This window comes from Acidocella aluminiidurans (genome assembly GCF_055383125.1).
On record NZ_AP031589.1, the window covers coordinates 3,390,585 to 3,410,101 of the forward strand.

Genomic DNA, 19,517 nt, shown 5'->3' on the forward strand with positions numbered 1-19,517 from the left:
AGGGCGCTCCGATGGGGCGCCCCGCTGTCTCGAAGGGCGTTTTTGGAAAAACGCCCTTCGAACCTCAAAAATTATGTGAACTTTATTTCGGCAGAGTGACTTCCGCGATCAGGCTCGCGAAAATGAAGGTGCCGGCATTGGCGACCAGCGAGACCAGCACGATGCGCCAGCCCAGCGCCTTGAACAGCGGGATGTCCTTGGCCAGCGACATGCCGGCATAGGTCAGCACCACCGTCGCCAGCGCCAGGAAGTGCATCTTCCCGGTCAGCACGGTCATCATGTGGGCGCCAGGCCAGAACGGCGCGTTCAGCGCCATGCCGATCAGCGTCGCCCAGAACACGGCCGGGATCTTCACCGGCAGGAAGCGGGCCAGTGTCGCGCCGACCGCCGCCACCGCGACGATGATGACCGTACCGAGCAGAGCCGCCTGCGGCGCGGTCTTGTAGGTGATCCAGTTGCCGGCGACGAGCGCGATGAAGGCGACGATCGCCAGCAGCCCGACCATGGTGCCCCAGCCGATCGCGATTTCCTTGGCGTCATGCACCGACAGGCTCGCATCCGGCTGGCCGGTCACCGCCTTGCGGCCGATCATCGGCTCCAGCGTGCGATAGATGAAATTCGCCAAAGGCAGCGAGATGAACAAGGTGAAATAGGTGCCGACCGTCGTGGTGATCAGGTTCGAGGCCGCTGCGAACGCCGCAATGTCATGCGCCATGCCAGAGGGAGACTGCGCGACGATACCGCCGGTCGCCGCCGCCATCATCGAGCCGGAGCCAACCCCCGCGCCCATCGCCAGGGCCAGCGGGTTGAACAGGCCGGTGCTGGCGATCAGGCTGGCGAGCACGGAGATGAACACCGCGCCAACCACAGTGCCGGTGACATATTCCGCCAGCACGCCGCGCCCTTCCGGCGAACTCATGCCGTATTTCTCGCCGATGATGGCAAGGTTCGGCTCACGCCCGACCGAGTATGTGGCGCCCACCGCTTCACGCTTGATGCCGAGCAGCAGGGCCAGCGGCAGCGCGATGATGATGGTGCCGAGGAAATGGCCCAGCTCCTGGAACACCAGCGCCCAGCCGGACTGGATCAGTTTCGGCAGTGCCGCCCCCACCAGCAGCGCCAGATCGGCCACGAAGATCAGCACCGCGACCTGGATGATGGCGGAGGCCTTCTGCTGCTCGGCCCGGCGCACGCCCAGCCCCTGCGGCAGCCTGGTGGAGATGATGCCGGCGAAAATGCCGAGCAGCATGCCCCAGACCAGCGGCAGCAACGTGACCTTGGTGCTGCCCAGCGGCACATTGATCGGCCCGATCAGCTCGGCGATCAGCGTCATCGCCAGCGCCCAGCCATGTACCGTCCAGCTGGTGAAGAGATTGCCCTGCGCCGGCGGCGCGGTGCCCTCGTAAATCGTGGTGTTTTCCATGTCTCACTCCTCGTGCCGCCTCGGCACCGCAAAAAAGTTGGGAACCGTGTGGTCCTGTTGATCGTCCTTGTTGCTTCACCGCCCTCTTCGTGGCGGCGCACCCTCTGCGGTCTCGGGGGTGCCGAGGTCCCACCACAACCCGGCGAAGGCGAGCACGCCCTCCCGCGCCGCGGCCACCAGCAGATGCTCGTCCGGCCCGTGCTGCTGGCAACCATTATGGCCATGGGGAATCCAGATCAGCGTTGTGCCCAGATGGTCCTGGAACACATCCCCCGGCATGCCGCCGGACGTCGCTGGAATTTGTTGAATCTTGTGGCCCAGCGCGCGCCCCATGCTGGCGACGGCCCAGCCCACCCAGGGGTCGCCGGCATCGGCCGCACTGCCCGGCATGCCGATGCGCGGGTTTTCGATTTTCACCTCAGGAAAGCCCGCCGCGTCCAGATGCGCGTGCAGCGCCGGCATCAGCGTCTGCGGGTCGGTCTGCGGCACGTAGCGGATCTGGCAATGGGCGTGGGCGCGCGGGGCGACGGCGTTGGCAGGGGCCTCCGGCGCGCCGCAGAGCATGGCCAGCACGATGAAGCTGTTCCAGGCATAGAGTTTCTCGGCCGGGGAGAGGCCGGGCTCGCCCCAGCCCGGCTCCAGCTTCGCCGCCTCGCCGCCCATATCCACCGGGCAATCGGCCAGCATGGCACGGATTTCCGGCGAGAGCGGGGCAGGGCGCCAGCCTTCCACCAGCATCCGGCCCTGGCGGTCCGCGATCGAAGCCAGCGCATGGGCGAGGACGATGGCGGGGTCGTTGGTCAGCCCGCCCCAATGGCCGGAATGCACGCCGCCTTTGCGCGGGGCGACCACCAGGTCGAAATGATAATTTCCGCGCGTGCCGGTGGCCAAAGTTGGTGTCGTCGGCGTCACGCGCGGGCCGTCGCTGGCGATGAAGACGTCGGCGGCGAGGCGCTTGGCGTTGGCGCCGACGAAATCGCGCAGGCCCGGCGAGCCCACCTCCTCGCCGGTTTCCAGCACCAGCTTCACATTCGCCCCCAGCCGGCCGCCGCGCGCCTTCAGCACCTGTTCGAGCGCGAACAGATTGATGGCGTGCTGGCCCTTATTGTCGGCGCTGCCGCGCCCATACCAGCGCGCGCCGTCCGGGTGCGGCTCATGGCGCAATTCCCATGGCGTGCGCCCGGCGCTCCATTGCGCCTCCATGCCGCGCACCGTGTCGCCATGGCCGTAGGTGATCACGGTCGGCAGCTCGTCGGCCTCCAGCCGCTCGGCCAGCAAAATCGGCCCGGCTCCCGGTTTCGGGTTGGGGTGGAGCTCCCAATGAAAGCCCAGCGCATCCAGCCAGGGGCCGATACCCTGCTGGAGATAACGCTCCAACGCCGGCGCGCGCGCGGGGTCCTGCGAGGCGCTGGGAATGGCGACGAGCCCGGCCAGGCGTCGCTCGAACGCCCCTGCATCGAAGGCGGCGGCAGCGTTTTGGAGCGCTTCGATGCGGGAGGTCATAGGCTCAGCCTTTCACGAAGCGGATGGCGACGTTGCCGCAGGCGGCGACATCGCGCAGCGCCGGGCCGGAGGCGGTTTCGCAGACATCGTGCCCGGCCTGCGCCAGCAGTGCGCGCACCGCCGCCAGATCCTTCACCGCAATGTCGATCGCCGCCCCTGCCGGCACGTTGGGCGCCAGCGCCGGACGCGGCGTGTCGGCATAGACCGCGCTCCAATCCCCTGGGTGCAGGACACGGAACACGCCCTGGCCGGTCGGCACCTCCCAGCCGGCGGGGCCGGGATTTGCGGGGCCAAACATGGCGGTGAGGCGCGCGAGCACCTTCTCCTGCGCCGGCGCCAGATAGGTGACGGCGGCGATGTGATGCGCGCCATTGGCGTGCTGCATCCATTCCGGCACCCAGAGCAGATGCGGCTTGTGCTGCTGGGCCAGGAAGTGCGAGGCGCGGGGCAGAGACGGGTCGAGGAAGATATCCAGCGAGACCACCGCCTCGTCCCACTCACCTCCCGGCGGGCGGACCTTGCGGCGGAAATCCACCGGGCCCTGGCTGAGCAGGCCGCGCGCTTTCAGCTGCGCCGCATCGCCACGGCTGTCCTTGCTGTGCAGGGCGATCAGGGACATGCCCTCGCGCTCGGCCAGCGCCTCATGCATGTGCCGGCCGAAGGCGAAGCCGCCGATTTCGAGATTGTCGATCAGCGTCTCGTCATAGACGCCCATCAGCTCCAGCGCACAGCGTTCCATCACCGCCAGGCTGGTGCTGGTCCCCCAGGGATGCTTGCCGACCGGGGTGAGGGTGAAGCCCAGCGTGCCGTAGAAGGCGCGGGCGGCCTCGATGTCGCGGACCAGGATGAGCGGGTGGTCGATGCCGGGCAGAGCAGTCAAAGCGGGAGATCCTTTTTCGTATAGCCGTAAGGATGGGCATAGGAGGCGCGCGGCTTGGCCGGGTTGCCGGCGGCGGTGGTGAAGGGGGGGACAGCGGCCAGCACCATGCTGCCGGCGGCAACCACCGCGCCCTCGCCGATTTCGATATTGCCGAGGATGGTGGCACCGGCGCCGAGAATGGCGCCGCGGCGGATTTTCGGATGGCGGTCGTCCTCCTGCATCAGCGTGCTGCCCAGCGTGACGCCGTGCCAGAGGCAAACCTCAGGCTCGATCACCGCGGTCTCGCCGATGACCACGCCGATGCCGTGATCCAGAAAAATACCGGGGCCGATTTGCGCGGCGGGATGAATGTCAGCCCCCAGCACGCCCGCGCCGGTCTTCCAGGCCAGCGCCAGTGCCTGCTGGCCGGACATCCAGAGCGCATGGGCGACGCGCCAAGCGGCGAGAATATGAAAGCCGCGCCCGCCCAGCCAGATGCCCAGCCGCCCGCCCGGCTCGAAATTCAGCCGGTGGATGGTCTCCAGATCAGCGAAACTCGCCGCCACCGCGTCCGGGGCGGCGGCGTAGGCGGCCAGGGCGATGGCACGCAGCCGCTCGGTGGGCAGCCAATTGGCCGGCGGCAGCCGGCTGAGCAGGCCGGCCAGCCCCTCGGCCGGGCTGCGCGCCGCCAGCAGCGGCGCCAGGATGGGGCCGAGATCGGGCGCTGTGCCAAGGCCAGCCTTGGCATCCGCCCGCAATTCGGCCCAGCCGGGGGTATTAGCCGACATAGCCGAACGGCGCGGCGGGGTTGGCGGCGGTCTCAACCCAGACGCTCTTCACCTGGGTATAGGCGGAGAGCGCCTCGCGCCCGGAGGAGCGGCCAAAACCGGAGCGCCCGAACCCGCCGAAGGGCGAGGCGACATTGATGGTCTTGTAGCCGTTGATCCAGAAGGTGCCGGCCCGCACCGCACCCGCAACGCGGTGGGCGCGACCGGGGTCCTGCGTCCACACCGCGCCCGCCAGCCCGTATTGTGTGTCGTTGGCCAGCGCCACCGCATCCGCCTCGTCCTCGAAGGGCAGCACGGCGAGCACCGGGCCGAACACTTCCTCGCGGGCGATCAGCGCATCGCGCGCCACATCCGCCAGGATGGTGGGGGCATAGAAATAGCCGCCGCTGGCACGAAGCGCGTCCGGGCAGCCGCCGCCGGTGGCCAGCAGCGCACCGCTCTGCTGGGCCGCCTCCACCATCGCGCCGATCTTCTCGAACTGGCGGCGATTATTGATCGGGCCGATCTGGGTGGCGGGGTCGCTCGGCAGGCCGAACGGGATTTTCGCCGCCGCAGCCGCCAGACGCTCGACGAACTGGGCATGGATGCGCCGGTCCACCAGCAGGCGCGAGCCCGCCACGCAGCTTTGCCCGGCACCGCCGAAAATGGCGGCCTGGGCGCCGATGAGGGCACGCTCAATGTCAGCATCCGCGAAGACGATGTTGGAGGATTTGCCGCCCAGCTCGAGCACGCTCGGCACGATGTTGCGCGCGGCGGCGGCGGCGATCTGCGCGCCCGCCTCGGCGGAGCCGACGAACACGACCAGGCGCGTATCAGGGTGGGCAACGGCGGCGGCACCGGTGGTGGGGCCGGCACCGGCCAGGATGGAGACCAGGCCGCGCGGCAGACCCTCGGCCTGGTCGCACAGCGCGCCCAAAGCCAGCGTGGTCAGCGGGGTCAGCTCGGAGGGCTTCAGCACCACGGCATTGCCCGCACAAATGGCGGGGGCGATCTGCCAGCCGGCGGTGAAGATAGGCGCGTTCCACGGGGTGATCTGCACCACGGTGCCCAGCGGCTCCGGGCGGGTATAGTTGAGGTGGGAGCTGGGGACGGGGATGACCTCGCCATGCAGCTTATCCGCCCAGCCGGCGTAATATTCGAACATCTCCGCCACCTTGGCGACCTCGCCGCGGGTGTCGCGGATCGGCTTGCCGGCGGAGAGCATTTCCAGCTCGGCCAAAGCTTCGGCATTGGCGCGCACCAGGCGGGCGATCTCGTTCATCGCCCGGCCACGGGCGGCGGCGGTCTGTGCCATCCAGGCGCGCTGCGCACCGCGTGCGGCCTGCATCGCCTGCTCTACCACCGGCGCACCAGCATCCGGGAAGCTCAGCAGGGTCTGGCCATCGGCCGGGTTGGTGAGGGTGAGGGCAGCGCCGGTGCCGGGGACGATCTCGCCGGCGATATAGCTGCCCATCCTGCCGCCCAGCAGCTGGCCGATCAGCGCCTCAACACGCGCGGCGGCGTGGCTCATGGTAACATTGTCAGGCATCATGCCATCTCCTTGCGATCGCGGTAATCCGCCATGCGGGTGAAATCATCCTGGTCGGCGAGCCAGCCAGCCTCCTGCCAGAGCTGCTTGACATGCTGGCTGAGCGGCAGCGCCACGCCGCTTTCCTCGGCCAGCTCGATCGCCAGACGCACATCCTTGCGCATCAGCCCGGCGGAGAAGCCGCTATCGAAGCTGGCCGGCAGCACCCAGCGCGGATACATCACTTCGCTGATCGCCGAGCGGCCGGTGGCGGCGTTCACCACCTTCAGCGCTTCTTCCGGGGCGAGCCCGGCGGCGGCGGAGAGGCGCATTGCCTCGCCGGTGGTGACGAGGTGTGCCGCCACCAGCAGATTATTCACCAGCTTGGCGATATTGCCCGCCCCGCTGGGGCCGACATGGGTGGCCTTGGCGGACATCGCCGCCAGCACCTTCTCAGCCCGGGCCACATCGGCCTCGGTGCCGCCGATCATCATCGTCAGGCTGCCCGAGGCCGCACCGGAGGGGCCGCCGCTGACCGGCGCGTCCAGCAGCCCATGCCCGGCGGCTTCCAGCGAGGCCGCGAGGCGGCGGGTGGTGCCGGGATCCGAGGTGGAGGTGTCGATCACCAGCACCGAGGCATCCTTGCGGCTGAGCAGGCCCCCCTCGGCGGTGACCACGGCCTCCACATCACGGGCGTAGGGCAGGGAGAACACCACCGCGTCCACCTGCCGCAGCAAAGCCAGCTGGTCCTCGATGAAGACGATGCCTTCGGCTTCGATCACCGCCCGGCGGGCCTGGCTGATATCGAAGCCCAGCACCTCAAAGCCGGCGCGCTTGAGCGAGGCGGCCATGCCGAACCCCATATTGCCCAGCCCGACAACGCCGATCTTGCGTAATTCCATATGCGATACACCCCTTGGTCTGGGCAGGAGCTTCGCGGTCAGGAGCGTTCAGTAAAAGAACTTAATTTCGACGGATCTGTTGCTTTTACGGCAACGACGGTGCTGGGTGCAGTGCGAGCAGCCGCTCCCCCAGCCAATGCAGCAGCGTTTCCGTGGCCGCCGGCAGCCGCCGGGCGACGCGCACCTGCAAATGCACCATGGCCTCGGCCAGCAGCGGATCGGAGAGCGGCAGTGCCGTCACCAGCCTGTCCCGCAGCTCCGGAAACACCACGAATTCCGGCAGAAACGCCACCCCCATGCCGGCGGTCACGAACTGCCTGTGCGCTTCGAAGGAGGCGCTCTCCAGCCTGGCGATCAGCCGGAAGCCGCCATTCGCCTCCGCCCGGCCAATGAGCTGGCGGATGCCGTGATCGGCCGGCAGCAGCGCCGTCGCCTCATAGGCGAAGCTGCGCAGGCTGACGGGCTTGCGGTGCCCCGTCATCTCATGCCCCGGCGGCAGAATGGCGCGCAAAGGCTGATGCGCCTTCACCACCGTGCGCACATCCGCATGGGCGGTGGGGTTGTAGGCAAGGCCGATATCGGTTTCGCCGGCGGCGACGGCGGCGGTGATCGCATCCGTGGTGCCGAGCACGATGCGGTAGCTTATGCCGGGAAACGCCCGGGTGAACCCGGCCAGGGCGTTTTCCATCAGGTCCGGCAGAAACCCCGCGCCGCAGCAAATCTGCACAATGCCCTGCTGCAGCCCGCGCAGCTGGCGCAGCCTGTCGGTGAGGGCGGTGGCTTCATCCTGCTGGCGTTGGGCGTGCTCGGCGACCAGCCGCCCGGCCTCGGTCGCCACCACGCCGCGGGGCAGGCGCTCCAGCAGCAGCGCGCCACAACTCGCCTCCAGCTCCGCGATCTGCCGGCTGATCGCCGAGGGCGCGACATGCAGCGCCTCGGCGGCGGCGCGGATCGAGCCCAACCGCACCACCGCCAGGAAATAGCGCAAGGCGCGGTCGTTGAGCGGGCGGGCGGCATCGGGCGCGGGCGGCATGGGGGCTCCCGGCTCAGCCCAAGGCGAACAGCTCGGGCCCGGCGACGCGGGTCATCGGCCCGTCCAGCAGATCGCGGGCGAAAAACAGGAAGCGGTTCATCGGGTCGGAATTATGGTAGGCGGAGAGCGCGGCTTCGTCCCGGCAGCGGGCGGTGAGGGCGAACAGCCCGGCATCGTGCGGATCCTGAACCAGGCTCAGCTGCATCGTGCCCGGCACCTGCAGCCCGGTCAGCTCCGTCAGATCCAGCAGCGCCTCGCGGATGGCGTTCTCGCGCCCTGGCTTCGCCCGCAGGATGATCAAGCTGCTGAGCAGGGGGGGAGAGGGGGCTGCGGTCATGCGCAAGCCATAGGTGCAAGGGACGGTCCGCGCAAACAGAAAAACCCGGCTTGCGGCAGCGGCGCGGGCGCGCCGCTGCCAGGATAGCGTGTTATGCCATGTAGCTGATGAATTGTTCCGCCGGACGCCGGACCTTTTGCAAATTCACCAGCCAGTCGCGCTCAGCCGCGCGGTAGCCCAGCGGCAGCAGCAGCACGCTGCGCAGATGCCGCGCTTTCAGCCCGAGAATCTCATCCACCGCCTCGGGGTCGAAGCCTTCCATCGGGGTGGCGTCCACCTCCTCGAAGGCGGCGGCGATCAGCGCCGCGCCGAGCCCGATATAGGCCTGGCGCGCGGCGGCCTGGTAATTCGCCTCGGTGCCGCGTTCGGCGACGATGCCGAGCAGTTTCTGCCGGTAGGCTTCCCAGCCTTCGTTCTTGAAGCCGCGCACCTCGTTGGTGAGATCGAACATCATGTTCACGCGCTCAGGGGTGATATCGTCCCAGGCGGCGAAGACCAGCAGATGCGAGCAATCCGTCACCTGCGCCTGGTTCCAGGCAACGGCGCGGATTTTCGCGCGGATCTCGGGGTTGGTGACCACCAGCAGCTCGAAGGGCTGCAGCCCGCTGGAGGTCGGCGCCAGACGCACGGCTTCCAGAATGGCGTTCAGTTTTTCCGCCGGCACCTGCCGGGACGGGTCAAAGGTCTTTGTCGCATAGCGCCAGGAAAGCCGTTCGTTCAAGCTCGTCATCGAATATCCTTCATCATGCAGGGCCGGTGTCTGGTCCCTGCGGCCGATGGTTCGGAGATTTGGAACGATCAAAGCCGGCCACAACCCCCTGTGCGGAATTTTGGCGAGTGTAGCGTTTCATCACCCATGGACGCGGCGCCGATGGACACAGCGGCCAGGTCTATGCGTGGCAAGAGGTGGGCGGGGCCGAGGCGCTGTCGGGCAGGGTGGAATGTCCCCGGCGGGATTCGAACCCACGGCCCCAGGATTAGGAATCCTGTGCTCTATCCTGCTGAGCTACGGAGACATAAGAAAAAGACTGCCTCGGCTGGTTTCCGGCGCTGCCGGACCTGGCCAAGGCGGTTCTCTTTAGCCCGACTTCGACGGATTTCAAACCCGGCTTGCCGCCTGGGCGTTCACGCGCCGGCGCGCAGGGGTTGGCAGGCGGTTGAGGCTGGGCGGGGCGGAGGCGTTGCTGCCCAGGCGGAACGCCGCCAGCGACGCGTTCAGCCCGTCGATCTCCACCCGCAGAGAATGCACGGCGGCGGTGGTTTCCTCCACCATCGCGGTGCTTTGCTGCACGGCATTGCTCATCTGCCCCAGCGCCTCGTTCACCTCGCTCAGGCCACCGGACTGGTTGGCGGCTGTATTCGCGATGTCGGAGATCACCCCGTCGATCTGCCCGACCGCGCCCATAATGCCATCCAGCGTGTCGCTGGTCTTGCGCACGAGATCGACACCTTGATTGACCTGCGAGGAGCTGGTGGAGATCAGTTCCTTGATCGCTTTCGCGGCTTCGGCGGAGCGTTGCGCCAAGGCGCGGACCTCGGAGGCGACGACGGCGAAACCCCGCCCGGCATCGCCGGCGCGCGCTGCCTCTACCCCGGCATTGAGCGCCAGCAAATTGGTCTGGAAGGCGATATCGTCGATCAGCCCGATGATCTGCCCGATCTCGCGCGAGGAGTTTTCGATCTGGCCCATCGCCCTGGCCGCCTCGGCGACGACATTGCGCGAATTCGCCGCCCCGGCATTCACGTGGCTGACCATTTTGTTCGCTTCCGCGGCGCCGCCGGCCATCTTGCGCAGGCCTTCGGTCAGCACGTTCAGCGCGGTGGTGGATTCCAGCAGGCTGGCGGATTGCTGCTCGGTGCGCTGCGCCATGTTGTCCGCCGCCTGGGACAGCTCCTCGATATTGCCGTTGATGGTGCGCGAGGAATTCTGGATACTGAGCATCGTCGTGGCGAGCTTGTCCAGCGCGGCGTTGAAATCATCGCGCAGCCGGTCATAATCCGCCGGCATGGTGTTGCCGATGCGGTGGGTGAGATCGCCCGCCGCCATCGCCTCCATCGCCTGGCTCATCGTCCGCACCACCGCGGCGGCATTTTCCCGCGCCTTGGTCTCGGCGGCCAGGCGGGCGCGGTCGGAGACCTCCAGATACACGGTGATTGCCATTTCCATGTCGAGCAGCGTCGTCTTGGTGACGGCGACGGCCTCCTCGATCGCCTGCTGGCGCATCTGGTTTTGCGCCGCGCCGAAGCGCGCCTTGGGCCAGCGCGCTTCCAGCAGCGCGGTGAGCAGATGCTCCAGCACGATGTTATAGCCGCCGATATACCAGCGCGGCTCCAGCCCGATCCTGGCATGCACCTCGCCGATGAAAGTGACGGCGCGGCCATAGGCTTCGTCCAGCCGGCCATCGGTAATGCCGTCCCAATGGGCGCGCTGCTTTTCCTTGGCGTGGCGCATCATCTCCTCCGAGGCGAAGAATTTCGCGGCCTCGGGGGTTTTGCGGATTTGCGTGTAGGAGGCGTCCAGCGCCTCCGGCAGCGCCGCCATGACGACGGGCTTCGCGCCCCGTAGCCGGGTGCGCAAATGCTCGGATAGTTTGATGAAACTCAGCCGGTCGTTCAACGCCTTGATCATGGACATGCGGCTTGCTCGTGCTTGTTGAAGGTACGGGCAATACAGCAGGCCGCTTTTAAGATCGGATTAAAGCCGAATGGCCTCGATCGAAACGAGATGATTGACCGGTCCATGCCCGGCCCCCAGCCCCGGCGCGGTGGCGATGGCCGCCTGCAGATAGTCCCGCGCCCGGCGCACGCTGGCCTCCAGATCCAGCCCCTGCGCCAGAGAGGTGGCGATGGCCGAGGACATGGTGCAGCCGGTGCCGTGGGTGTTGCGGCTCTCGATCCGCGGCAGGGTAATCTCGACGATGCCATCCGGCATCACCAGCAGATCGGTCAGCGCCGCCCCCGTGCCATGCCCGCCTTTGATCAGCGCCGCCTTCGCCCCCATCTCCAGCAGGCGCTGCCCGGCGGCCAGGCGCTCTGCCTGCGTGCTCACCGGCAGCCCGGTGATCTTCGCCGCTTCCGGCAGATTCGGGGTGATCAGCGCCGCGCGTGGGATCAGCGTTTCGATCAGCGCCGTGATCGCCTCATCGGGCAGCAGCACGGCGCCTGAGGTGGCGACCATCACCGGGTCCAGCACCACTGGCACGGCTTCGGGCAGCGTGTCCGCCACGGCGCGGATGATGCCCTCATTGGTCAGCATGCCGAGCTTGACCGCATCGACACCGATATCCTCGATCACGCAGCGCATCGCCAGCGCCACGAAGGCGGGCGGCACCGGGTGCACATCCCGCACCCCCAGCGTGTTCTGCGCGGTCAGGCCGGTGATGGCGGTGCAGCCATAGCCGCCGAGCGCGGTGATGGTTTTCAGATCCGCCTCGATCCCGGCCCCGCCGCCGGAATCCGAGCCGGCGACGGTGAGGATACGCGCGATCATTCCGCCGCCTGCGCGGTGGCGGCGGCGATCTCGCCGCACAGACCCTCGACGATCTCCTCGATCAGTCCTTGATCCTCGCCTTCGGCCATCACCCGGATCAAGGGCTCGGTGCCTGAGGGGCGGATCAGCACCCGGCCGGTGCCTTCCAGCCGCTTGGCGGCCTCCTCGATGGCGGTCTTGATGTGCGGCAGCGCCAGCGGCGAGGCGCCGCGATAGCGGACATTGCGCAAAAGCTGCGGCAGCGGCGCGAACACCCGGCAGGCCTCGGAGGCGCGTTGGCCCGAGCGCACCAGCACCGAGAGCACCTGCAACGCCGCCACCAGCCCATCCCCGGTGGTGGCGAAATCCGAGAGGATCACATGGCCGGACTGCTCGCCGCCCAGATTATAGCCCTTGGTCCGCATCGCCTCGGCGACATAACGGTCGCCGACCTTGGTGCGGATCAGCGCCATGTCATGCCCGGCCAGAAACCGCTCCAGCCCGAGATTGGACATCACCGTGGCGACGATGCCGCCGCCGCGCAGATTGCCCGCCTGCGCCATATCGCGCGCGATCAGCCCGAGGATCTGGTCGCCATCGATAATCTCGCCGCGCTCATCGGCCAAAATCACCCGGTCCGCATCCCCATCCAGCGCGATGCCGATATCGGCGTGATGTTCCAGCACCGCCTCGCAGAGCGCCCTCGGCGCGGTGGACCCGGCCTCGCGGTTGATGTTGAAGCCGTCGGGCGAGACGCCGAGCGGGATCACCTCCGCCCCCAGCTCGAACAACGCCGCCGGGGCGACTTTATAGGCGGCGCCATGCGCGCAATCGAGCACGATGCGCAGCCCATCCAGCCGCAAGCCGCGGGGCAGCGAAAACTTCGCCGCCTCGATATAGCGCCCGGCGGCATCCACCAGCCGCGCCGCGCGGCCCAATTTCTCCGGCGGGGCCATGCGCTCCGAAAGGTCTTCGGCCATCAGCGCCTCGATCTCGGCCTCGGTCTCGTCCGAGAGTTTGGCGCCATCCGGGCCGAACAGCTTGATGCCGTTATCCTCGAACGGGTTATGCGAGGCGGAGATGACCACGCCCAGATCCAGCCGCAGCGAGCGGGTGAGCATCGCGATCGCAGGCGTCGGCAGCGGCCCGGCCAGGGTCACGTTCATCCCCGCCGAGATGAAGCCGGCGGTCAGCGCCGGTTCCAGCATATAGCCGGAAAGGCGGGTATCCTTGCCGATGATCACACGGTGCCGGTGCTTGCCCCTCGTGAAGAGCAGCCCGGCCGCCTGGCCGAGCCGGAGCGCCATTTCCGCCGTCATCGGCGCTTTATTGGCGGTGCCGCGAATCCCGTCGGTTCCGAACAGGCGGCGTTGGGGCTGTTTATCCATCGTCTCTCTCTAAACTCCGCCAGACCCGTAAGGCTTTCACGGTCCCGGCCACGTCATGCACGCGCAATATATGCGCCCCTTGGCTCACGGCATAGGCCGCGGCGGCGAGGCTCTCCGGGTCGCGCTTCGCGGCTTCGGTTTCGCCGGAGATCTCGCCCAGAAACCGCTTGCGCGAGAGCGCGATGAGCAGCGGATGGCCAAGGGCGGCCAGCCGGGCGGTGGCCTTCAGCAGCGCGATGTTCTGCGCGCCGATCTTGGCAAAGCCCAGCCCAGGGTCCAGGCAGATCTGCGCGGGGGCGATCCCGGCGGCGAGGGCCGCGTCGCGCGCCGCCAGCAGCTCGGCTTCCACCGTGCTGACCACATCGTCATAGACCGCCAGCCTGTTCATCGTCTCCGGTGTGCCGCGCATATGCATCAGCACCACCGGGCAGCCGGTTTGCGCCACCAGCCTTGCCGCAGCGGGATCGTGACGCAGGCCAGAGACGTCATTGACGATCCTGGCCCCCGCTTCCAGCCCGGCCGCCATGGTCGCGGCATTGCGCGTATCCAGCGAGATCACCGCGCCTTGCGCCGCCAAGGCGCGCACCACAGGCAGGATGCGGGCGATTTCTTCCGCCGGCGTCACCAGAGCCGCGCCGGGCCGGGTGCTCTCGCCGCCAATATCGAGAATATCGGCCCCTTGCGCCAGCATCCTTGCCCCGGCGGCGATGGCCGCCTCGGCGCTGTCATGGGCGCCGCCGTCGGAGAAGGAGTCCGGTGTGACATTGAGGATTCCCATTACCAGCGGCCGCGTCAGCGCCAGTCCGGCCCAGAATTTCGGTGCGTCTGCCATGCCGGCCCGTATCATGCCGCGCCGCGCCGGGGCCAGCCTTGCCACACGCCGGGGGATATGGCCTTTGCTGGGAGCAGGTTCAAAGGAGATGCTGAATGACGGCGAAGCTTTATCTGGGCACGGCGCGCTATTCCTCCTGGTCGTTGCGCGGCTTTCTGCTGGTGCGGCTGGCCGGGCTGCCGGCGCAGGAGATTTTCGTGCCGCTGGCCGGTGGCGACTCCCCGGAGGTGAAGAAAGTTTCGCCCAGCGGCATGGTGCCCTGGCTGGAGCATGACGGGGCGCGCGTGTGGGAGAGCCTCGCCATCGCCGAATATTGCGCCGAGATCACCCCTAGCCTGTGGCCGCAAGAGCGCCTGGCCAAGGCGCATGCCCGCGCCATCGCCGCCGAGATGCATGCGGGCTTCCGCGCCTTGCGCATGGCCATGCCAATGGTGCTGGGCCGCCCGGATTATGCCGGGCTGGGCCGCACGGAAGAGAGCCTGGCCGATATCGCCCGCATCGAGGCGATCTGGGCCGAAACCCGTTCGAAATTCGGCGCTGGTGGCCCGTTCCTGTTCGGGGCGGACTTCAACGCCGCCGATGCGATGTACGCCCCCGTGGTGGCGCGCTTCCTCACCTTCCAGCCGGCCCTCTCGGACGCCTCCAAGGCCTATTGCGCCGCGGTCCGCGCACATCCCTTGGTTGCGGAATGGTACGAGATCGCGGCAAAAGAACCCGACTCCTGGAAACTCGAGAAATATGAGAGCCTCGCATGAAGTCGCGTAAAACTCTGCTGGCCTTGCCGGTTCTGGCCGCCCCCCTGCTTGTGGGGCAGAGCGCTTTCGCCGCCACCACTACCCCGGCGATCAATATCCGGGTGGATCATGGCTCGGTCTATATGACCAAGGATAAGCAGACCAGCACGGAGGGCTTTCTGCAGATCCATAATGACGGCTCGACCGACGATGTGCTGACCGGCTGGGATTGCAGCAACGCCGACAAAACGACGCTGCTGGACAAGGACGGCAAGCCGCTGGCGCAGCTGCGCATCCCGGCCCGGCAGAGTGTCACGCTGGCACCCGGCGGCGATTATTTCGCCCTCAGCGGGCTGCGCTATCCGGTGCAGCGCGGGAGCATCATGCCCTGCGCGCTGACCTTTCAGCAGGCGGGGCAGGTGGGGGCGTTCCTCAACGAGGTGAAGCCGCCAAAGCAAAAATGAGGCTGTGATGCGTCTGGGCGGAGAGTGGCATGAGTGAGGGAGGCAAAAAGCCGGCGAAGGGCCAGGCCTTGGCGCCGATGCCGCCGGATTTCGACGAGCAGACCTATCTGCGCCTGAACCCGGACGTGCTGGTGGCGGTGGCGGAAGGCAAGTTCCGCTCCGGGCGCGAGCATTATGAGCATTATGGCCGCGCCGAGGGCCGGCTTGCCTTCACCCCTGGCGGGCTGCCGCGGGATCGCGTCATCATCACCGCCCGTCCCGGCCAGGCGGATGCCGCGCCGCGCGTGCCTGCCGGAGCGATCGACGCGGTGCAGCTCTCCGCCTCCGGCGGGCTCTATGTCATTGGCTGGGTGAATGACGCGCTGGACCGGCTGGATGCGATCGAGCTTTACGTCGCCGGCTGGTCGATGGCGTTTTCCGCCGCCGGGCTGGCGCGCACCCGCCGGCCGGATGCGGAGAAGGCGGTGGGGTTGCAGCAGCCGCACGCCATCGGCTTCTGGGGCTTTCTCTATGCCGGGCAGCGTTTGATGCCGGGCAAATGCAATCTGGTGATGCGGCTGAAATCCGGCGCCGAGCTGGCGATGATCGTCAGCATCGAGCCGATGGAGGATCTGGCGCTGCGCGATATCGTGCTACAGCAGCTGGCCAGCGGGCATTATCCGGGACCGAGCTATTTCAACGCCGTCGCCGCGATCGAGGCCGGGATTGGCGAACAGCTGGTGGATTTCAGCCGGATGCTGACCCGCCGCGCGGTGAGCGCGCCTTATATCGAGCGGTTTCACCAGCCAGGGCGGGCGCTGGCCGGCTCCGTCATCGTCTGCCTGTTCGGCAAGCCGGATTATCTGATCCTGCAGCAGGCGCTGCTGGCCCGTCAGGCGCGGGCGGGTGAGTATGAATATATCTATGTCTGCAACAGCCCGGAGCTGGCGGCGCGGCTGCAGAAGGATGCGCGCATCGCCCATCTCACCCACGGGCTGGACATCACGCTGATCCTGCTGCCGGAAAATGCCGGCTTCGCGGCCGCCAATAATCTCGCCGCCAGCCATGCCCGCACCGAACGGCTGCTGCTGTTGAACCCGGACGTGTTCCCGAAAGCGGCGGGCGAGATGGCGCGGCATCTGGAGCTCGTCGCCAGCGCCCCGTCCGCGCGGACCCGGCTGCTCGGCGCCGCACTTTATTACGATGACGGGGCGCTGATGCATGCGGGCATGTATTTCGAGGCGGATCGCTGCCCCGGCTTTGCTATGGCGCGGCGGGAGGATCTGACCCTGTTGCGGGTGGAGCATTACGGCAAGGGCGCGCCGGCGCAGGATGCGGCGCTGCTGCGCCCGCGTTGCGTGCCGGCGATCACCGGGGCGTTCATGTCGATCGCGCGGGACTGGTTCGAGACGCTGGACGGGTTTTCCGAGGATTACATCTTCGGCCATTACGAGGATGCGGATTTGTGCCTGCGCAGCCTGGAGGCCGGACATCCGGCTTTCCAGAGCGATCTGCGGTTTTATCATCTGGAAGGCAAAGGCGGGGCGCGGCAGAGCCAGCATGAGGGCGGTGCGGCGGTCAATCGCTGGCTGTTCAATCATCGCTGGGGGGCGCTGGCGGCGCGCGCGCTGATGGGGCCAAGCCCCACCCATGAGGCGTTGCAAGGAGATCCGGCATGAAGGTGCTGATCATCGCCATGTACCATCCCGAGCTGGTGCGCGGCGGCTCCCAGCAGGTGGCCTATGAGCTGTTCCAGGCGCTGCGGGCCACACCCGGCATCGCCCCGACCCTGCTCTGCTCGGCCGACCATAACAGCCCGGCGATGTTCAAGAGCGGGGCGCGGATCACCGGCTTCGATGGGCGGCCGGATGAGTTTCTCTTCCTCAGCCATGATTATGATTATGTCTGGCAGAAATTGCCGCTGCCGCTGCAGGCTGAAGCCTTTGTGGATTTCCTGCGGCGGATTCAGCCGGATGTGGTGCATTTCCACCATTTCATGACCTACGGCATCGATTATCTCTCGCTGGCGCGCAGCGCCTTGCCGGCGGCGAAAATCGTCTTCACCGCGCATGAGTTTCTCACCATCTGCGCGTTGGATGGCCATATGGTGCGCAAGACCGATGGCGCGCTCTGCGACAAGGCCAGCCAGGTGCGCTGCCACCAATGCCTGCCCCAGCGCAGCCCGGAAGAGTTCTTCCTGCGTGAACATTGGATGAAGGCGCATCTGGCAGCGGTGGATCTGTTCACCGTGCCCAGCCGCTTCATGATCCAGATATTCGCCGATTGGGGGCTGGAGGCGGCGAAATTCCGGCATGTGCCGAACGGGCTGGAGCTGCCGGCGCCGGTGCGTGAAACTGCCGCCACTCCGCGCAACCGGTTCGGGTTTTTCGGCCAGCTGATCGATGCCAAGGGCATCAATGTGCTGCTGGAGGCGGTGACCATTCTGCGCGCCGAGGGGTTCAGTGATTTCTCGCTGGAGATCAACGGCGAGAACATGCATTTCGCCAGCCCGCAGCGCCGCCAGGAGATGGAGGCGTTCTTCACCAAGGAGGCCGCCAAGCCCTTGGAGGCGCAGCGCGTGCGTTTCAATGGCGGCTATCATCACAGCCAGCTTGCCGCCCGCATGGCGCGGGTGGATTGGGTGGTGGTGCCCTCGACCTGGTGGGAGATTTTCTGTCTGGTGATCTCGGAAGCCTGGGCCTGCGGGCGGCCGGTGATCGCCTCCAACAAAGGCGGACCGGCGGAGCGCGTCGCCGATGGCGAGACCGGGCTGCTGTTCGAGCTGGGCGATGCCCGCGCCCTGGCCGAGACCATGCGCCGGGCGGCGACCGAGCCGAAATTATGGGACAAGATGCACCGCGCCATCACCCCGCCGCCGGGGCGGACAGAGATGGCGGCGCAGTATCTGGATCTCTACACGAATTTGCTCGCCCAACCGGCGTTGGCGGCGGAGTGATCTAGAGCAATATGTGTTTAGGTTGACGCGCCAGCGTCAAAATAAACACATGAAATTGCTCACTAAAACAAGATTTAGAGCATCAAGCTAAAAGCTTGATGCTCTAAATCTCTTGCTGAACGCTGTGCGGGGTGAATAGCCGCCCGCGCTCGGCGATGGACACGATCGCGAAGCCGGCCAGGCTGCAGAGGCAGAAGCCCAGCGCCAGCGGCCGCAACGTGCCGTCGAACCGCAGCCCGATGACGATGCCGATCAGCGCCGAGCCCAGCATGTTGATGAAGCCCTGCACCGCCGCGGCGGTGCCGGCGATATGGCCGAGCGGTTCCATCGAGAGGGCGGAGAAATTCCCCGCCAGCAGGCCGAAGGAGAACATCATCGCCGTCTGGATGATCGCGAAATGCCAGAGCGTGTCGGCGCCGGCGAAGGCGGCGCCGGCCTGGGCGGCAGAGGTGAGGATGAAACCCAGCATCGCCCCATGGGCGAGGCGGCGCATGCCGAAACGCTCGACCAGCCGGGCGTTCAGCAGTGCTGCCAGCGCCATGCTGACCGAGCAGATGGCAAAGATGGAGGGAAACAGAGCCGGGCGGTGAAAAATCTCGGCGAAGACCTGCTGGGCGGAATAGATGAAGCCGAGCCAGGCGCCGAGCAGCAGCATCGCCGCCAGCGTGTAGCCGAGCGCGGTGCGGTTGCGCAGCGTCGCGATCGCAGCGCTACGAAACGGCCGCCAGGCCACGGGGCGGCGATCCGCCAGGCTCTGGGTTTCCGGCAGCCGCCAAGCGACCCAAAGGGCGGTGAGGCCGGCATAGAGGCCGAGGGCAATGAAAATCGCCCGCCAGGGGGCGACCAGCAGCAAGGCCTGGCCGAGCGAGGGGGCGATGATCGGCGCGCCGAGGAACACCATGAAGGAGAGCGAGTTCACCTTCGCCATCTGCCGCCCGGCATAGCAGTCGCGGATCAAGGCGGTGACCATCACCTGCGAGCCGGCGGCGGCGATGCCCATCGCGGCACGGGTGGCGAGCAGGGCATTGAAGCTGCCAGCCAGAGCGGCGGCGAAGGCGCAGAGCGTGTAGAGGCCGAGGCAGCCCAGCAGAAGCTTTCGGCGCCCGAAACGGTCCGCCACCAGCCCGTAGCCGAGCTGGCTGGCGCCGAAGGCGATGACGAAGACGGCGATGACCCATTGCCGCTGATTGCCCCCGCCCAGATGAAAGCTGGCGGCAATCGCCCCCAGCGCCGGGACCATCATGTCGATGGCCAGGGCCACGATGGTCTGGATGATGGCGATGGTGGCGACGAAGGCGCCGAAGGAGAGGCCGGGATGCGGGGAAGGGGCGCCTTGCATGGCC

General features: G+C 67.3%; 18 protein-coding genes and 1 tRNA gene. 4 read left to right on the top strand and 15 right to left on the bottom strand.

Annotation, left to right across the window (positions count from 1 at the left end):
- Positions 1–82: 82 nt before the first annotated feature.
- The 14 genes from ACZ46S_RS16715 to folP form a co-directional block, all read right to left on the bottom strand.
- On the bottom strand, positions 83–1,423 hold the full coding sequence (locus ACZ46S_RS16715; protein ID WP_464062645.1) for a DUF3100 domain-containing protein: 1,341 nt from the start codon (positions 1,421–1,423) through the stop codon (positions 83–85).
- A 75-nt stretch (positions 1,424–1,498) separates the two neighbouring features.
- Positions 1,499–2,926 carry a M20/M25/M40 family metallo-hydrolase gene (locus ACZ46S_RS16720; RefSeq protein ID WP_464062647.1) on the bottom strand — a complete coding sequence of 476 codons (1,428 nt, stop codon included), beginning with the start codon at positions 2,924–2,926 and terminating at the stop codon, positions 1,499–1,501.
- A gap of 4 nt (positions 2,927–2,930) precedes the next feature.
- Positions 2,931–3,806, bottom strand: coding sequence for a VOC family protein (locus tag ACZ46S_RS16725; RefSeq protein WP_464062648.1), 876 nt, complete (start codon positions 3,804–3,806; stop codon positions 2,931–2,933).
- Complete coding sequence (locus tag ACZ46S_RS16730) at positions 3,803–4,573, bottom strand: serine O-acetyltransferase (protein ID WP_464062649.1); 771 nt, start codon at positions 4,571–4,573, stop codon at positions 3,803–3,805. The genes ACZ46S_RS16725 and ACZ46S_RS16730 overlap by 4 nt, the downstream gene beginning before the upstream one ends.
- Positions 4,563–6,104: an aldehyde dehydrogenase family protein gene (locus tag ACZ46S_RS16735; RefSeq protein WP_464062650.1), complete on the bottom strand. Its 1,542-nt coding sequence runs from the start codon at positions 6,102–6,104 to the stop codon at positions 4,563–4,565. Before ACZ46S_RS16735 ends, ACZ46S_RS16730 begins: the two co-directional genes overlap by 11 nt.
- Complete coding sequence (locus tag ACZ46S_RS16740; protein WP_464062651.1) at positions 6,101–6,982, bottom strand: NAD(P)-dependent oxidoreductase; 882 nt, start codon at positions 6,980–6,982, stop codon at positions 6,101–6,103. Before ACZ46S_RS16740 ends, ACZ46S_RS16735 begins: the two co-directional genes overlap by 4 nt.
- Before the next feature lie 85 nt (positions 6,983–7,067).
- Positions 7,068–8,015 (bottom strand): LysR family transcriptional regulator, encoded by a 948-nt coding sequence (locus tag ACZ46S_RS16745; RefSeq protein WP_464062652.1) that lies wholly within the window; start codon positions 8,013–8,015, stop codon positions 7,068–7,070.
- Positions 8,016–8,028: 13 nt separating this feature from the next.
- Positions 8,029–8,352 carry a putative quinol monooxygenase gene (locus tag ACZ46S_RS16750; protein ID WP_464062653.1) on the bottom strand — a complete coding sequence of 108 codons (324 nt, stop codon included), beginning with the start codon at positions 8,350–8,352 and terminating at the stop codon, positions 8,029–8,031.
- Positions 8,353–8,443: 91 nt separating this feature from the next.
- Positions 8,444–9,082 carry a nitroreductase family protein gene (locus ACZ46S_RS16755; RefSeq protein WP_464062655.1) on the bottom strand — a complete coding sequence of 213 codons (639 nt, stop codon included), beginning with the start codon at positions 9,080–9,082 and terminating at the stop codon, positions 8,444–8,446.
- Positions 9,083–9,294: 212 nt separating this feature from the next.
- Positions 9,295–9,368 (bottom strand) — tRNA-Arg (locus ACZ46S_RS16760).
- A gap of 83 nt (positions 9,369–9,451) precedes the next feature.
- Positions 9,452–10,987 carry a methyl-accepting chemotaxis protein gene (locus ACZ46S_RS16765; protein WP_464062656.1) on the bottom strand — a complete coding sequence of 512 codons (1,536 nt, stop codon included), beginning with the start codon at positions 10,985–10,987 and terminating at the stop codon, positions 9,452–9,454.
- A 60-nt stretch (positions 10,988–11,047) separates the two neighbouring features.
- A complete protein-coding gene (gene thiD / locus ACZ46S_RS16770) occupies positions 11,048–11,842 on the bottom strand; it encodes a bifunctional hydroxymethylpyrimidine kinase/phosphomethylpyrimidine kinase (protein WP_464062657.1) in 795 nt (264 codons plus the stop codon).
- Positions 11,839–13,209: a phosphoglucosamine mutase gene (gene glmM / locus ACZ46S_RS16775; protein ID WP_464062658.1), complete on the bottom strand. Its 1,371-nt coding sequence runs from the start codon at positions 13,207–13,209 to the stop codon at positions 11,839–11,841. Before glmM ends, thiD begins: the two co-directional genes overlap by 4 nt.
- Entirely contained in the window at positions 13,202–14,041 is an 840-nt protein-coding gene (gene folP, locus ACZ46S_RS16780) for a dihydropteroate synthase (protein WP_464062659.1), read from the bottom strand. Before folP ends, glmM begins: the two co-directional genes overlap by 8 nt.
- 95 nt (positions 14,042–14,136) lie before the next feature.
- On the opposite strand from folP, the gene ACZ46S_RS16785 reads away from it, so the two are divergent.
- The 4 genes from ACZ46S_RS16785 to ACZ46S_RS16800 are packed head-to-tail and all read left to right on the top strand — an operon-like array spanning position 14,137 to position 18,174.
- The gene (locus ACZ46S_RS16785; RefSeq protein ID WP_464062660.1) at positions 14,137–14,796 is read left to right on the top strand and encodes a glutathione S-transferase; all 660 of its coding nucleotides are present in this window, start codon (positions 14,137–14,139) and stop codon (positions 14,794–14,796) included.
- On the top strand, positions 14,793–15,239 hold the full coding sequence (locus ACZ46S_RS16790; RefSeq protein ID WP_464062661.1) for a copper chaperone PCu(A)C: 447 nt from the start codon (positions 14,793–14,795) through the stop codon (positions 15,237–15,239). The genes ACZ46S_RS16785 and ACZ46S_RS16790 overlap by 4 nt, the downstream gene beginning before the upstream one ends.
- Positions 15,240–15,268: 29 nt before the next feature.
- On the top strand, positions 15,269–16,897 hold the full coding sequence (locus ACZ46S_RS16795; RefSeq protein ID WP_464062663.1) for a glycosyltransferase family protein: 1,629 nt from the start codon (positions 15,269–15,271) through the stop codon (positions 16,895–16,897).
- Positions 16,894–18,174 (top strand): glycosyltransferase family 4 protein, encoded by a 1,281-nt coding sequence (locus ACZ46S_RS16800; protein ID WP_464062664.1) that lies wholly within the window; start codon positions 16,894–16,896, stop codon positions 18,172–18,174. The genes ACZ46S_RS16795 and ACZ46S_RS16800 overlap by 4 nt, the downstream gene beginning before the upstream one ends.
- Before the next feature lie 103 nt (positions 18,175–18,277).
- Here the strand turns inward: ACZ46S_RS16800 and ACZ46S_RS16805 are convergent, their stop codons facing one another.
- The gene (locus ACZ46S_RS16805; RefSeq protein ID WP_464062665.1) at positions 18,278–19,513 is read right to left on the bottom strand and encodes a multidrug effflux MFS transporter; all 1,236 of its coding nucleotides are present in this window, start codon (positions 19,511–19,513) and stop codon (positions 18,278–18,280) included.
- Between the last annotated feature and the right edge of the window lie 4 nt (positions 19,514–19,517).